General features: G+C 54.9%; 13 protein-coding genes. 5 read left to right on the forward strand and 8 right to left on the reverse strand.

Annotated elements, in window-relative coordinates:
* Nucleotides 1-18 precede the first annotated feature (18 nt).
* On the forward strand, nt 19-1,269 hold the full coding sequence (gene ynfM / locus H650_RS02905; RefSeq protein ID WP_016496213.1) for a multidrug efflux MFS transporter YnfM/SxtP(Kp): 1,251 nt from the start codon (nt 19-21) through the stop codon (nt 1,267-1,269).
* A gap of 62 nt (nt 1,270-1,331) precedes the next feature.
* Here ynfM and H650_RS25880 read toward each other — a convergent pair whose 3' ends face one another.
* Complete coding sequence (locus tag H650_RS25880) at nt 1,332-1,424, reverse strand: KPN_01571 family protein (protein ID WP_016496214.1); 93 nt, start codon at nt 1,422-1,424, stop codon at nt 1,332-1,334.
* 133 nt (nt 1,425-1,557) lie between these two features.
* Between H650_RS25880 and H650_RS02910 the strand changes: the two genes are divergently transcribed.
* The 4 genes from H650_RS02910 (at nt 1,558) to H650_RS02920 (ending at nt 4,652) form a co-directional block, all read left to right on the forward strand.
* Entirely contained in the window at nt 1,558-3,042 is a 1,485-nt protein-coding gene (locus H650_RS02910) for a carboxypeptidase M32 (protein ID WP_016496215.1), read from the forward strand.
* A 163-nt stretch (nt 3,043-3,205) separates the two neighbouring features.
* Nucleotides 3,206-3,541 (forward strand): acid resistance repetitive basic protein Asr, encoded by a 336-nt coding sequence (gene asr, locus H650_RS02915; RefSeq protein ID WP_016496216.1) that lies wholly within the window; start codon nt 3,206-3,208, stop codon nt 3,539-3,541.
* A 97-nt stretch (nt 3,542-3,638) separates the two neighbouring features.
* Nucleotides 3,639-3,722, forward strand: coding sequence for a small membrane protein YdgU (ydgU, locus tag H650_RS26190; RefSeq protein ID WP_455428442.1), 84 nt, complete (start codon nt 3,639-3,641; stop codon nt 3,720-3,722).
* A 99-nt stretch (nt 3,723-3,821) separates the two neighbouring features.
* The gene (locus H650_RS02920; RefSeq protein WP_016496217.1) at nt 3,822-4,652 is read left to right on the forward strand and encodes a trypsin-like serine peptidase; all 831 of its coding nucleotides are present in this window, start codon (nt 3,822-3,824) and stop codon (nt 4,650-4,652) included.
* A 1-nt stretch (nt 4,653) separates the two neighbouring features.
* Here the strand turns inward: H650_RS02920 and H650_RS02925 are convergent, their stop codons facing one another.
* The 7 genes from H650_RS02925 to H650_RS02955 form a co-directional block, all read right to left on the reverse strand.
* A complete protein-coding gene (locus H650_RS02925; protein ID WP_016496218.1) occupies nt 4,654-6,816 on the reverse strand; it encodes a putative bifunctional diguanylate cyclase/phosphodiesterase in 2,163 nt (720 codons plus the stop codon).
* Nucleotides 6,817-6,923: 107 nt separating this feature from the next.
* A complete protein-coding gene (gene mdtI, locus H650_RS02930) occupies nt 6,924-7,253 on the reverse strand; it encodes a multidrug/spermidine efflux SMR transporter subunit MdtI (RefSeq protein WP_016496219.1) in 330 nt (109 codons plus the stop codon).
* Nucleotides 7,240-7,596, reverse strand: a complete 357-nt coding sequence (gene mdtJ, locus H650_RS02935; RefSeq protein ID WP_016496220.1) for a multidrug/spermidine efflux SMR transporter subunit MdtJ — start codon at nt 7,594-7,596, stop codon at nt 7,240-7,242. The genes mdtI and mdtJ overlap by 14 nt, the downstream gene beginning before the upstream one ends.
* A 381-nt stretch (nt 7,597-7,977) precedes the next feature.
* Nucleotides 7,978-9,042, reverse strand: coding sequence for an AI-2E family transporter (locus H650_RS02940; RefSeq protein ID WP_016496222.1), 1,065 nt, complete (start codon nt 9,040-9,042; stop codon nt 7,978-7,980).
* Between the two features lie 95 nt (nt 9,043-9,137).
* Nucleotides 9,138-10,745 carry an EAL domain-containing protein gene (locus H650_RS02945; RefSeq protein ID WP_016496223.1) on the reverse strand — a complete coding sequence of 536 codons (1,608 nt, stop codon included), beginning with the start codon at nt 10,743-10,745 and terminating at the stop codon, nt 9,138-9,140.
* A gap of 208 nt (nt 10,746-10,953) precedes the next feature.
* A complete protein-coding gene (locus H650_RS02950) occupies nt 10,954-14,010 on the reverse strand; it encodes an efflux RND transporter permease subunit (protein ID WP_016496224.1) in 3,057 nt (1,018 codons plus the stop codon).
* Complete coding sequence (locus H650_RS02955; protein ID WP_016496225.1) at nt 14,007-15,161, reverse strand: efflux RND transporter periplasmic adaptor subunit; 1,155 nt, start codon at nt 15,159-15,161, stop codon at nt 14,007-14,009. Before H650_RS02955 ends, H650_RS02950 begins: the two co-directional genes overlap by 4 nt.
* Nucleotides 15,162-15,216: the final 55 nt, after the last annotated feature.

A 15,216-nucleotide genomic window follows, 5' to 3' on the forward strand; every position in this document is an offset into this window, starting at 1 on the left:
AAACGTTAAGGATCTCCAGTGAGTCGTACAACAACCGTTGACACCGGGCCGGCAAGCGTCGTCGACGAAAAACCAGTCTCTTTGCCGGGACAATTTATCAAACGTGGTACACCCCAATTTATGCGCGTCACGCTGGCGCTCTTTTCCGCCGGGTTAGCGACATTCGCCCTGCTGTACTGTGTTCAGCCCATTTTACCGGTGCTGTCACAGGAGTTTGGGGTCTCTCCGGCCAGCAGCAGTATTTCCCTCTCGATCTCCACCGCCATGCTGGCGATTGGTCTGCTGTTTACCGGCCCGCTTTCTGACGCCATCGGGCGAAAAAAAGTGATGGTCACCGCGCTGCTGCTGGCATCGTGCTGCACATTATTGTCAACCATGATGACCAGCTGGCACGGCATCCTGGTGATGCGCGCGTTGATTGGGTTATCGCTCAGCGGCGTTGCGGCCGTTGGCATGACCTATTTAAGCGAAGAGATCCACCCCAGTTTTGTTGCCTTCTCAATGGGGCTGTATATCAGCGGCAACTCCATCGGCGGCATGAGCGGACGCCTGCTGAGCGGCGTGTTTACCGACTTTTTTAACTGGCGTATCGCGCTGGCGGTGATTGGCTGCTTTGCGCTGGCTTCCGCACTGATGTTCTGGCGGATCCTGCCCGAATCACGCCATTTCCGCCCGACCTCGCTGCGGCCAAAAACGCTGTTTATCAATTTCCGCCTGCACTGGCGCGACCAGGGATTGCCGCTGTTGTTTCTGGAAGGCTTTTTGCTGATGGGCTCGTTCGTCACCCTGTTTAACTACATCGGTTACCGCCTGATGCAATCGCCGTGGATGCTGAGCCAGGCGGTGGTGGGGCTGCTTTCCGTTGCCTATTTGACGGGCACATGGAGTTCGCCGAAAGCCGGGGTGATGACCAATAAATACGGGCGCGGGCCGGTGATGGTTGGCGCTACCGCCATCATGCTGCTGGGGTTGTTGCTCACGCTGTTCTCAACGCTGGGGCTGATTTTCATCGGTATGCTGCTGTTTACCGCAGGCTTCTTTGCCGCCCATTCCGTTGCCAGTAGCTGGATTGGCCCGCGCGCGCGACGCGCCAAAGGCCAGGCCTCGTCGCTCTACTTATTTAGCTACTATCTCGGCTCCAGCGTGGCAGGGACATTAGGCGGCGTGTTCTGGCACAGCTATGGCTGGAACGGCGTCGGCGGTTTTATCGCCGCCATGCTGGTGATTGCTATCCTGGTAGGAAGCAGGCTCCACTCTCGCCTGCACTGATGCCGCGATAGTTAACGGCCCTGCGCATGCAGGGCTTTTTTTTTACTCTGTGCTTGTGTGTGTTAAAACAGACTCAAAATCGACGCCGCGCCCATTAATTCCCGCACCGCATCAAGCGCCAGCAGAGCAAATATTACCCAGACAAAAGGATTCATAATATTACTGCGTTACGCGTTGGTATTGGTTATTTAAATAGATTATTCCTATTATGATACAGTTCAGGAAAAGTATTGAATAACTACTACTTTTAGGTGGTTACACGATCACACGCTAAAAATCAGAGGCATTATGGACAAGCATAACTATCACCAGCTCACCCGCACTTTCCTGCGCCTGTCGCGCTTTTCACACCTCGCTTCGATTGCCAGCTGGGATATGTTTGCCATGATGCCGCCAGGCGGTAGCGCAGCACGCGGCGAAGCGCTGGCAGAGTTAAGTGTCCTGCGCCACCAGATCCTGACCGATAAACAGGTGGGCGAGTGGATCGCCAACGCGCGGCAAGAAGATCTGGACGATATTGAGCAGGCCAACCTGCGCGAAATTGAACGGCACTACCAGGAAGCGGCACTGCTGCCGGAATCGCTGGTTGAAGCGCAGTCGCTGGCGGGCAGCAAATGTGAGCACGCCTGGCGCACACAGCGTCCGGCCAATGACTGGACAGGCTTTTCAGCCAACCTGAAAGAGGTGGTTAAACTGGCGCGTGAAGAGGCCAGACTGCGGGCCGCCGCGAAAGGGTGTTCACCGTACGATGCGCTGCTGGATAAATTCGAGCCGGATATGACCAGCGCCCGCCTTGATGAACTGTTTGGCGAAGTAAAATCCTGGCTGCCGGATCTGCTGAAAAAAGCGGTGGCAAAACAGGAGCAGCAAGCATTGATAGCACCGCAGGGGCCGTTCCCGATTGCCGACCAGCGCGAACTGGGTTTGCAGGCGATGAAGGAACTCGGTTTCGACTTTAACGGTGGGCGGCTCGATGTCAGCGCCCATCCTTTCTGCGGCGGCGTTCCGGAAGATGTTCGTATTACCACGCGTTACGATGAAAATGAGTTGTTGAGCGCGCTGTTCGGCGTGGTACATGAAACCGGCCATGCGCGTTATGAACAAAATCTGCCGCGCAGCTGGCCGGGGCAGCCGATTGCGCTGGCACGTTCCACGGCGATTCATGAATCACAAAGCCTGTTTTTTGAAATGCAGTTAGGCCGCAGCGAGGCTTTCCTGCGCCGTCTGCAACCGGCCATTATTGAACGTTTCGGGATGCAACCGGCGTTTGAAGCGCGCAACTTTGTCGCCTGGAACCAGCGCGTAAAACCGGGTTATATCCGTGTCGATGCGGACGAAGTGAGTTACCCGGCGCATGTGATCCTGCGTTATGAGATTGAACGCGCGCTGATCGACGGCGAGATTGAGGTTGACGATATTCCGGGGTTGTGGAATGAAAAAATGCAGGCCTGGCTGGGGCTTTCCACCGAAGGCAACTACCGCAACGGCTGTATGCAGGACATTCACTGGACCGATGGCGGCTTTGGTTATTTCCCGTCGTATACACTCGGTGCCATGTATGCCGCGCAACTGTTCCACGCCGCGCGAACCGCGCTGCCAGGGCTGGATGAGGCGATTGCCGCAGGCGATCTTACGGCGCTCTTTGACTGGCTGCGACAAAATATCTGGCAGCACGGCAGCCGCTTCAGTACCGCGCAGCTTATTCAGAATGCCACCGGCGAAGCGCTAAACGCCGACTATTTCCACCAGCATCTTCTCCGCCGTTACCTCTGATACACCCGCGCCGGAGCGGCAGTTCCGGCGTGGTTCCTCGCTCTGTACATTACGTTACACGCCGAAACCAATCACTCACGGAAGGCGTTTAATTACAGGGATATAGTTCTTTCAACGGCCCCGCAGTGGGGTTGAATGAAGAAACCAATTCGAGGATATCGGAATGAAAAAAGTATTAGCTCTGGTTGTTGCCGCTGCTCTGGGTCTGTCTTCTGCTGCTTTCGCTGCTGACACCGCTACTTCTACCCAGGCTCCGGCTGCTGCTCCGGCAGCAACGACCGCTGCACCGGCTGCCACCACTAAAGCTGCACCGGCTAAAAAAGTGCACAAAAAACACAAAAAAGCCGTTGAGCAGAAAGCTCAGGCCGCAAAAGTGAAAAAACATCACAAAAAAGCAGCTAAACCAGCTGTAGAGCAGAAAGCTCAGGCTGCGAAAAAACACCACAAAAAACACGTTAAACACACTGCGACCAAACCGGCTGCACAACCGGCTGCATAAGTAAACGTGTCTGATACCGGCGTTCGTATCAGAACGCTGTGACAAGTCGGCGCTGAACCCTTAGGGTGAAGCGCCGTTTTTCTCTGGAGGGCCTATGATGCTGCGACGTTATCGTTTTGAAGTCATTCTGGCGATGTTAATCATCTGCGCACTGATTGCCGTCCGCTTTTATCTTTATTAATGTAGCACGCTGATTTTACTCCCACTTTCTGCTCGTCCCGTCTATATTTGTTTACCTGGGCTTACGTTAATAATCATAATTACCCCACCAGAGTGTGATATGCGAAAAACCGTTGTGCTGTTGCTGGGACCGCTGTTTTTGTTTTCCGCTGTTGGACATGCTGACGATGGCGGCGATGACGCGATAAGCGCCCGTGATGTGAAAACGCTCTTTTTTGGTCATGATGACAGGGTGTCTGTTACTACCCCTACCAAAGCGCCGTGGGATGCGATTGGTCAGCTGGAAACCGCCAGCGGCAATCTGTGCACAGCTACGCTTATCTCGCCGCACCTGGCATTAACCGCCGGGCACTGCCTGTTAACACCGCCGCGCGGCAAAGCGGACAAAGCCGTAGCGCTGCGCTTTGTTTCGCAACGAGGCAGCTGGCGGTATGAAATTCACGGTATCGAAGGCCGTGTCGATCCGTCGCTCGGCCACCGCCTGAAAGCCGACGGCGATGGCTGGATTGTTCCCTCTTCTGCCGCGCCCTGGGATTTCGGGCTGATCGTGTTACGGTATCCCCCTTCCGGCATTACGCCGCTGCCGATCTTTGTCGGCGATAAAGATGAACTCACCGCCGCATTAAAAGCGACCGACCGTAAAGTCACGCAGGCGGGCTACCCGGAAGATCATCTTGATAGCCTGTTCAGCCACCAGGATTGTGTCGTCACCGGCTGGGCGCAAAATAGCGTATTGTCACACCAGTGCGATACGCTGCCCGGCGACAGCGGTTCGCCACTGATGTTAAAAACCGATGCGGGCTGGCAGTTGATTGCCGTGCAAAGCTCGGCGCCGGCGGCGAAAGATCGCTGGCGCGCCGACAACCGCGCCATTTCGGTTACCGGTTTTCGTGACAAACTGGAAGCGCTGGCAAAAGAGGCAGACGAGTAATTCAGCCCTTTCGCAGCAAAGGTAACTGCAAAATATCCTTAATCGGCATCGGTTCGCTGAAATAGTACCCCTGCAGCTGGTCGCAGCCGGCCAGCCGCAGCAGCTTCATCTGCTTCTCGTTTTCCACACCTTCCGCCACCACCTGCATGCCCAGCGCGCTGGCAATACGGATCGTACCGCTCACCAGCGCCGAGGCTTGTTCATCGTCATCCACCAGCCCGGCCAGCGATTTATCAATTTTGATGGTGTCGAAATTAAAGCGCCGCAGGTAACCAATACTCGAATAACCCGTCCCGAAATCATCCAGCGCAACCGCCGTGCCCAACGCTTTCAGATTGGCGATGGCCGAACGGGCGCGCTCCGGGTTTTCCAGCACGTAGGTTTCCGTCACCTCCAGTTGTAAGCGGTGCGCCGGAAACAGGCAGGTTTCCAGCACCCGCGCCACTTTGTCTTCAAATTCCGGGTCGCGAAATTGCGCAGGTGAGATATTAACCGACAATTTCAGATGATTAAGCTGCTGCAAATCGCTGCAGGCGCGGCGCAGCACAAACTGTCCGAGTGCGTAGATAAGCCCGCTGGTTTCGGCGACCGGGATAAAGTCATCCGGCTTGAGTTCGCCATCCGGGCGGCGCGGCCAGCGCGCCAGCGCTTCAACGCCAATCATCGTCTGGCTTTGCGCGTCGACAATCGGTTGATACCAGACATCAAACTCATCGCGCTCCAGTCCGTCACGGATGTCATTCTCAATCATTAATTGCCGTTCACGCGCGCTGTTCAGCTCTGCGTCATAGTGGGTCATTCGCGCTTTGCCGGTAATTTTTGAGTGATACATGGCGATATCCGCGCGGCGAAACAACTCTGAACTGGAGCACTCCAGCAGCGTACCGCTGGCAATACCGATGCTGGCACCAATATGGATAGTACGTTTGCCAATGCGCACGGGCATCTCAAGGTAGCGCAACACGTTATGCGCAAAATCGTCGGCTTTTTCCAGTGACCACGGGCCGCTGAGCGTCATGGCGAATTCATCACCGCCCATTCGCGCCAGCATGCCGCCGGTCGGCACTTTCTGCCGTAGCGTATCGGCGATAGTCACAATCAACCGGTCACCAACATCGTGGCCATATATGTCATTCACGTCTTTGAAGCCGTCGAGATCGATAAACACCACGCTGATCATTTCGGGATCGCCCATTGCGCTCAGGTTATCGAGATGTTCAATCAGCGCGCGGCGGTTAGGCAAACGGCTCAGCCAGTCCGTCAGGGCGATTTTGCGCGCCAGCTTTTCCCCACGCGCCAGTTTGTAAAGCCCGGCGCTGCTGAGGGCGATAAACAGCAGGATCAACCCCGCCGCTAACGCGGCTATCTGGCGGATATTGGCCGCTGCCGCCTGCGCGGCCTCCGCGCCGGGTAAATGCGGCGTCCAGCTCAGATATCCCAGCGTTTCACCTGCCGAACCGCGCAGCGGTATGCTGGCTACGCCGGCATGTCGCGCCTGCAAGCGCAAGTCATCAATCTGAAAGGTCGTTCCCAGATCGCTGAGGAGCTTCGCATTGAGATGGCGGGTGATCACCAGGTAGCGGCGCGTCTCGTCATAAACGTTAAGCCGCCCGCTCGCCGGGCGAATAAGCCCGATACTGACAAATGCCACCCCTTCGCGGGTGCGGGTGATCCCCGCGAAAACCTCTTTTCCCGCGCGCAGCGGCTCGCTGTTATCACGAATCAGCGCGGCCAGTCCGTCACCAAAAAACGCGAGATTAGGCCCGGTAAAAGGCTGGCTGCGAAACGCCCCCCACAGCACGGCGAACTTCTCATCCAGCACAAAGGTACCGTCGTACAGGTTATTGATTTTAAAACCCGAACCCCAGGTGCTGTATAACCATGCGCTATCCAGCTGAGGACGATACGCTTCCTTAACCGCTTCATCCCAGACAGCGTTATCAATGACCAGCGACCGGGTCCGGTTTACCGCCGTCTGAATCGCCCCCTGCACAGACAGCGCGGTGCGGTGTTCATCAATTTCATTGGCCTTGGTGCTAATGAGGTGCAGCGAAAGATAAAGCAGCGCGACGACGGAAACAATCAGTCCGATGCCGGCCATAAAGAGCATGACAAACAGCGTCCTTGCCGTGGGGAGATTACGCCAGCTTAACGGATTAAACATTGGCCGTCCCTTACTGGTGTCGAGGGAAACAGAGGTGTGGGGAGATAGTATCCTAAGCCTGATACCGCCCGCGAATTTCATTGCCCACAAACGTGGGCAACTTAACATTAGGCGAGTTTTATCAGTGTCATACCGACAATCAGCAGAGCCAGACCAAGCCAGCCTTTATAATTCAGGCGCTGCCCAAAGAGCACCCAGCCGGCGGCGAGCGTGGCGACAATGCCAAACCCGCCCCACAGTGCATACGCCACCGCGAGATCGATACCTTTCACCGCCTGCGATAAGGCGCTAAATGCCGCTAACACAGCGAAAAGGGAAGCGAAACCATACCACTTGCGGCGAAAACCGTCTGAGAACTTTAAAAAGATGTTCGCTGCGATCTCCAGCACAATCGCCATTGCCAGCCACAGGCCGTGAACCCACTCAAACTGCAGCATGGTTACGCTCCTGACGCACGGCTTTGCGCGTCCCGGATTTGATCAACACAATGCCCAGTACCAGCGTAGCCAGACCGGCGGCTTTCAGCGTCGATAATGGTTCATCGAAAAGAAAGACGCTACAAATAGTAATTATGAATATGCCAACGCCTTCCCATAATGCGTACGCCACGCCGAGGGCTATTTTTTTAACCGCGAATGACAGAAAAATATACGACAGTGCAATCATCACCAGCATTAAAATAAAACCGGTGTGACTATCACTAATACTTGCCCATTTCATCGACAACGTGCCGGTTATTTCAGCAACAATCGCCAGGGCTAATAAAATCCAGTAAATCATTTTTTTCTCCTGCTTGAGAACATACTTTCCTGCGGCTTACCGAACGACGGGAAACCGGAAAAACAACGATGTCAGCCGGGCACAACGTGCCAGCTCAGGCAGAGAGAAAACTACAGCGCAGAGCGCCAGTACTGGTCATCTGCCAGCAGGCAGCAGGAAGAAAACGGGAGGGAAGAATCAGGTTTTAAGACGCTGAACAGAATGTCCATATAATTACAATTATCCGCAAATTGCTTCTCATCGTAGCGGAAATAAATTGTCCTCAGTAGTTAAACACCGCCCTTTTTTATCACAGGCTAAGATTTTACTCAAAGTCTTTGCACTTCTTTACGACAAACAAAAACGCCGCCATAAATTTCCAGACGGCGTTTTTAAATATTATTACGCTTGTTTTTCTGTATTCGCCCGCGACTGCGCCAGCAAATTCCATGAGGTAATAAACAGCGCGGCAATCATTGGCCCCAGCACAAAACCGTTAATGCCAAAGAACTGCAGCCCGCCGAGCGTAGTAAGCAGGATCAGGTAGTCCGGCATGCGGGTATCTTTTCCCACCAGCAGCGGGCGCAACAGATTGTCAGCCAGCCCCACCACAATCACGAAGTAGAGTGTCAGAACAGTCGCCGTGACCAGCTCGCCGGTTGAATAGAGAAAGATCACCGCCGGGACCCAGACAATCGCCGTCCCCACTGCCGGGATCAGCGACAAAAACGCCATTAACGTCGCCCACAGCAGGCTGCCGTTGAACCCGGCAAACCAGAAACCGATACCGCCCAGCGCCCCCTGCACAATGGCCACGACCAGCGTGCCTTTTACCGTTGCGCGCGCCACACCGGCGAATTTCAGAAACAGGCGGCGTTTGATGGTCGCCGACAGCGGCACCACGTCGTAGATTTTGCGCACCAGTTCTGCGCCATCTTTCAGTAAAAAGAACAGTAAATAGACCATCAAACAGAAGCCGACCGTAATTCCCAGCGTGCCTTTGCCGATCAGTACCGCGCTGCCCGCCAGATAGCGCCCAACGCTCAGCGCCACGCCGGAGAGTTTTTCGCGGATCGCGGCGACCGAATCGAAATCATTTTCACGCAGCGAATTTTTTGCCCACTCCGGCAGATGCGCGATCCCGTCGCTTAACAACTGCGGCAAATCGGTGCCGTTATTCTGCAACCGCTGGTACAGACTATTGACCTCCACGGCGATCGAGGAGAGCACCATCATCAACGGAATAAAGACAATCACGCAGATCAGCAACACGGTGATAAGCGATGCCACGCCGTTGCGCCCACCGAGCAGCGCCGATAAACGCATGCGCAGCGGGTAAAAAATCAGCGCCAGGATCACCGCCCAGATAATGGCGGAGTAGTAAGGCTGGATCAGGCTGAAAAACGCCAGACTGACCAGTAATAACAGAATGATAAAAAAGAAATTATTACTTTTAAGTGTCGTCATCCGGGACATCCAATGGGGAAACTGCCCACCAGTGTAGAGCGTTACCCATTGATTGTAAAAACAGAGCCGCCTCAGGTAGCAGAGCCGTTTCGCTGTCAGGGTGCCATCACGGCGACGTTGTTGTCAGCGCCCTCAACGGCGCATTCACCCATTTGTTTTACCTGTGCCAGAAGATTTTCTATCTCAGAAAAAGCTAATGCTTTGGAAAAATACCAGCCCTGTGCACAGGATTCCGGCAAATTGCCTTGCAAAAAAAGATGCTGCGCTTCATTTTCGACGCCTTCGAAAACGATAATGCGTGGCATATCTTTAAACATCGCAATAAGACCAGGCAGAATATGGCGGTTAATGGACTGTGTACCGATAGAATCCGTTATTGATTTATCAATTTTTATTTCATCTACATCCAGCATGGACAGCCATTTTAAATTGGAATAACCGGTACCGAAATCATCCAGCGCAAATAACACACCATGCTCTTTATATAAACATATTGACTGCATAATATCTTCTATGCGACCACTCTGCCTTTCAGTGATTTCCAGCATGATATGTTTCCCTGCCACGCCTTCTTGTTGCAGGGTATCGATAAGCCGCTGATAAAACGTTTTTGAACAGATATCTGAACAACTGACGTTTATGCTTAGCGTGATATCTTTTTCTCTCAACGCAGCACCACACTCTTTGATCGCATGTTCAACAACGTAAAGACTTATCTTATTAATCAAGCCATTTTCTTCTGCCAGCGGAATGAAAATATCCGGGCCGATATTTCCCATTTGTTTATCATTCCAGCGCAACAGCACTTCGACACCGATGATACTTTTATCTTTTACCCGGTAAAGCGGCTGATAAACAAAATGCAACTCTTTATTAATAATGGCATTTTCTAATCGGGTTAATAATGACTGGTTCTCATGCTGATTTTTATTGATTAACGCGCCAATAATCAACCCCACCAACGAGGCGACGCAAAAGAGGAAAAGAAGAATATAGCCGTTGTTATTAAACACGAAAGAGTGTCTGACGCCAGCCACAACGCAGATATCATGCCGCGCATCACATGACTTTTCAGTAATAAAAAAGAGTTCATGCACTTTACCATGCTCTATATTTTCGAGCAGCGATGTATTATTGCCTACGCGGAAAAAATGTTGTTTGTGGTTGTAGTCTCCGACCACCGCATTAAAACCCCAGCGGATAGAATCTTCGCGAAAACGGGTGAAAGCGAAAGGTGACACTGTAACAGAAAAATTATTATTATAAACGACATCCGCAGTGATATTGCTCTCAATCAGTGCATCAAACACCCATGTATAACTGCCTCTGCTCACTTTGTTTTTGAACACATTGAGAGACAACGGCGCAGCATATTTCCCCCACAGCGCGGAACAGATTATTCTGCCGTCTTCAACATAGCCAATATCTTTGATCAGCGGATAAGGCCATAAGCGTTTTCTTAACGCGTGCAAATAGGGATCGCTACACGGAGTGTAGACGGAAAACTCTTCGCGTAATGCGTTGATTTCGCGGACCTGAAGAATAATATTATCGCTGCGGGCAAGTATCGATTCGGCATAATCTTCTACTTTTTCCTGGATAAAAGCATAGTAGGCGACTTGCGCAACAATATAGAAAAAAGCAAAAGATAATAATAACGCTGCTATATATATGGAAACGCCTTTTTTCAGCACCTTTATCATTTTGAATACCTTTATGCAGACCACCCCGCGCTGGCGGTCTGCCTGTCATCAATCCCTTTTGCAGAAAATTATTGGCAACATCCTGGTTACTTTATCGCTTCCGGCGCTGAAAAATCCTGCATGCGCCCCACTCTCCTTATCGGCGCTTTTGGCATTTACTTTAAAGACATCTCGCCCTGGCGCGTGATGTCCCCTCCTGGCACCTCCATTAATGGCGTCTTTCTTTATCCAGCAGCAGGCTGAACGCCGCCGGTAAAACGGTAAGCGTCACCAGCGTGGCGACAACCAGCCCGCCGATAATTGCATAGGCCATTGGCCCCCAGAACACCTGATGTGAAATCGGGATCATGCCCAAAATGGCGGCACATGCCGTCAGCATAATCGGGCGGGCGCGGTGTTCTGCGGCAGCCACAATCGCCTCGTTCGCAGCCATCCCCTGCGCCAGATTGCTGTCCACTTCGCTTATCAAAATGACGGCGTTGCGAATAATCATCCCCGCCAGCGCAATCACGCCAAGCAAGGCGACAAACCCCATCGGCGTGCCGGTCGGCAGCATCGCCAGCACAATGCCAGGCAAACCAAAAGGTGCCATCAACAGCGCCAGCAACATGCGGGAAAAACGCTGCAACTGGAGCATTAACAACACCAGCATCACGATAAGCGTCACCGGTAACACCGCGTAAACCGAGCCATTCCCCTTTGCCGATTCCGCTACCGTGCCGCCCTCTTCGATCCGGTATCCTGCAGGCAGTTGCGCACGCAGTTTATCCACCGCCGGGCGCAGGCCAGCCGACAGATTTTCGGCACTCACACCGGGTGCCAGATCGGTTTGCACCGTAATAAACGGCAGCCGCTGGCGACGCCAGATAACCGGATCGTCCACACCCCAGCCCACGGTTGCCACTTCGTTCAGCGGAATTTTCGTGCCGTTAGCGCCAGGCAACATCAGTGTCGATAACGTGCCGATATCCAGCCGTTCACGCTCGTTGCCACGGAGAACCACATCCACCAGCCGATCATTATCCCGCACCGTGGTTACCGTACGCCCGGACCAGACCGTATTCAGCATTTGTGCAATGCTCTGCGACGAAACCCCTGCCGCCCGCGCCGCAGTCTGGTTCACCTGCAACGTGATGGTTCTTTCCGGTTCACCAGCGGTCAAATTCACTTCGCGGGCAAGCGATGAGGTGCCAATGTCACTCGCCAGCCGACGCGCGAACTGTTGTACCCTGGCATAATCCGGCCCGCTCACCCGGTATTTCACTGGCCACCCTACCGGCGGCCCTAACTCCAGCGGCGAAACGCGCGTGGTAAACCCGGCGAACTGGCTTTCCAGCACGCTGTCCAGTTGCTGGCGCAGGCGATCGCGCGCCGCTAAATCTTTTGCCACCACCACCAGTTGCGCCGTGTTTTCGTTATCGCGCAGGACATCCATCGGCAGATAAAAACGTATCGCGCCGGAGCCGACATAGGTCGTGTAGTGATCAATATCCTTGTTACCGTTCAACACCTTTTCCAGCCGTTCGACTTGCTTTTCTGTTTCCAGTTGCGCGGTATTAGCGGGCTGCGACAGGCTGACCAGCAATTCGGGGCGATCCGAGGCCGGGAAAAACTCCCCGTGCATTCGGGTGGCACCCACGCACGCCAGCGCCAGCGCCACCACCGCGAGGCCAATGGTCATTAAGCGGTGGCGCAGCGCGCGCGCCAGTAAGGCCTGGTAGGCACGCGCCAGGCGTCCGCTACCTTTGCTGTGGCTTTCTATTCTGGCGGGCAGCAGCCAGGCCCCGGTCAACGGCGAGAACAGGATCGCCACCACCCATGAGCAAAGTAGCGCTATCAGCACCACGGCAAATAACGAAAAGCAGTACTCCCCGGCGCTGGAGGCGGCAAACCCGACTGGAATGAAACCGGCGATCATCACCAGCGTCCCGGTAAGCATAGGAAACGCGGTGGTTTTAAAGGCGTAGGTAGCGGCGCTTTTGCGCGATTCGCCGGCTTCCAGCCTGGCGACCATGGTTTCGACGGTGATCATGGCATCATCCACCAGCAGGCCAAGTGCAATGATCAGCGCGCCCAGAGAAATCCGCTGCAAGCCAATACCGGCCAGCATCATTCCGGCAAACGTCATCGCCAGCACCAGCGGGATGGCGGCGGCCACCACCAGCCCTGCCCGCATCCCCAGCGAGACAAATGAAACAGCCAGCACAATCAGCACCGCTTCGACAAGCACCCGCACAAAGCCGCTAACCGCATCACTCACCACCGCGGATTGATCGGCGACTTTTGTCATCTCTATGCCGTGGGGCAACTGGGTTTTAATCTCTGCCATCCTGGCGTTGAGCGCCTGGCCGAAACGCAGCATGTTGCCGGTGGAGGCCATAGAAATGGCCAGCCCCATCGCAGGCTGACCGTTGACACGAAACACCGGCGCTGGCGGTTCGGCAAGCTGGCGGCTCACGGTGGCGATATCGGTCAGGGGAATATAGCGATCGTTGATATGCAGGGTAACCGCCCGCAGGCTCTCTTCCGTAGTCAGCGCGCCGCTAACCCGCAGCGCAACGTTATCCTGCCCGGTACGAATAATCCCGGCTGGCTCGACGGCATTTTGCGCATTGAGTGCATCGCTCACCTGCTGGATATCCAGCCCCATGCCAGCCAGTTGCCGGGGAGAAAACGCAATGACGATCTGCTCCTGCTGTTCGCCCAGCAGAGTGATTCTGCCAATATCATGCACTGACATCAGGTCGCGGCGAATATCTTCCACCCGATCGCGCAGTTCACGCGCCGTGTAGCCATCCGCCGTGAAGCCATAAATCGTGCCGAACGTATCATCAAATTCGTCATTTACCGCCGGTCCCTGCACACCCTGCGTTAGCGAAGGCGCAATGTCCTGCATCTTTTTGCGCACCTGATACCAGATGTCCGGCACTTGCGCCGGCGGGGTGTCATCGCGCAGATTTACATAGATAACGGCGCTGCCAGCCCGGCTTTCGCTTTCGATGTAATCCAGCCACGGGATCTCCTGTAATTTTTTTTCCAGTACATCTGTGACCAGCCGGGTAGTGTCGGTAACCGTAGCGCCAGGCCACTGCGCGGAGACCACCGCCGTCTTGATGGTAAACGCCGGATCTTCAGTGCGCGGCAGGTTTTCATAACAGAGGATGCCGGTGGCGATAACCAGCATCATAAAAAAGCTCACCAGTTGCTGGTGTTCAAGCGCCCAGGCAGAAAGATTAAAGCGCGGTTTGGTTTCAACAGAGCTCATGGCTGCAGCTCTCCCGGCGTCACTTTTTCACCGGCGCGCAGTTTGCTTACGCCTGCGGTGATAACCCGGTCACCCGCACTGATGCCGGTTGCAATCACCGCAGACGAGGCGGTGTAGCTCGCAAGCGTGACCGTCCGAAGCTGCGCCTGCGACTGTTTGTCGATGACAAAGACCGCCGGCTGGTCGCCGACGCGGCTCAACGCCGAGGCGGGCACCACAAAGCCGGGCGATGTCGCCACCGGAATATCAACGGTGGCGCTGGCACCCAGTGCCATCGCCGCTGGTGGGGACTGAAGCGTCAGCCTGACCTGCCATGTGCGCGTTTGCGGATCGGCCTGCGGGCTGATATCACGCAATACGCCGGTGGTTTTCTGCGTGGGATCGGCCAGCAGCGCGACCGAAAACAGGTGCGTTCTTACTGCCTGCGCGGGCAGTAATTGCGGATCGGCGATAGCAAAAACCACATCGCGCGCGTCGCTGGTCGCCAGCGTGAAGATGCTTTCCCCGGCGCTGACCACTTGTCCTGCAGAGGCGTTAACGCGGGTGATAACGCCATCGGCAGGCGCGGTCAGTTGGGTCCAGGCCAGATTATCCCGGGCATTGCGCACTGCTGCAGCGCTGCTTTTAAGGCGGGATGCGGCAGACTGCCAGTCGGCACGGGCGCTATCAAGCTGCGTGCGGGCGATCGCGCCGGAGGGCATCAGTTTCTGCATCCGGTTCAGGTTCAGCGCGGCAAGCTGTTCGGCGGCGCGGGCGCTTTCCATATCGGCGGTGGCGCTGGCCAGTTGGTTCTTGCCGGTTTCACTTTCCAGCGTGGCGAGTACCTGCCCGGCATGTACGCGCGCGCCGATATCCACCGGCCGGCTGATCATGCGTCCATCCAGCCGGAAAGCCAGCACCGTTTCATCATGGGCGTGGATCTCGCCGGTTCGTACCGTGCCCGGATTCGGCGACGCCTGCGCGACTACCAGATAACGCACAGGCCTGGGCGGTGCGGCGTGGTCTGTTTTTTTCTCTCCGCACCCCGTCAACAGCGGAATGACCGCCGCCGTAACCAGTAATGGAAGCAGAGCGAGGAAGGATAAAGCGCGTGCCGCATTAAAAAGGTGGTGCAGGCTTTGACGAAAATAATCGGTGAATTGTTCTGACATGACGCCACTCCGGATCGGTAATGGCGCCATTTAACGTGGCGTGCGTCGAGAATCA

Origin of the sequence: Enterobacter sp. R4-368, assembly GCF_000410515.1 — a bacterium.
Classification (GTDB): domain Bacteria; phylum Pseudomonadota; class Gammaproteobacteria; order Enterobacterales; family Enterobacteriaceae; genus Kosakonia.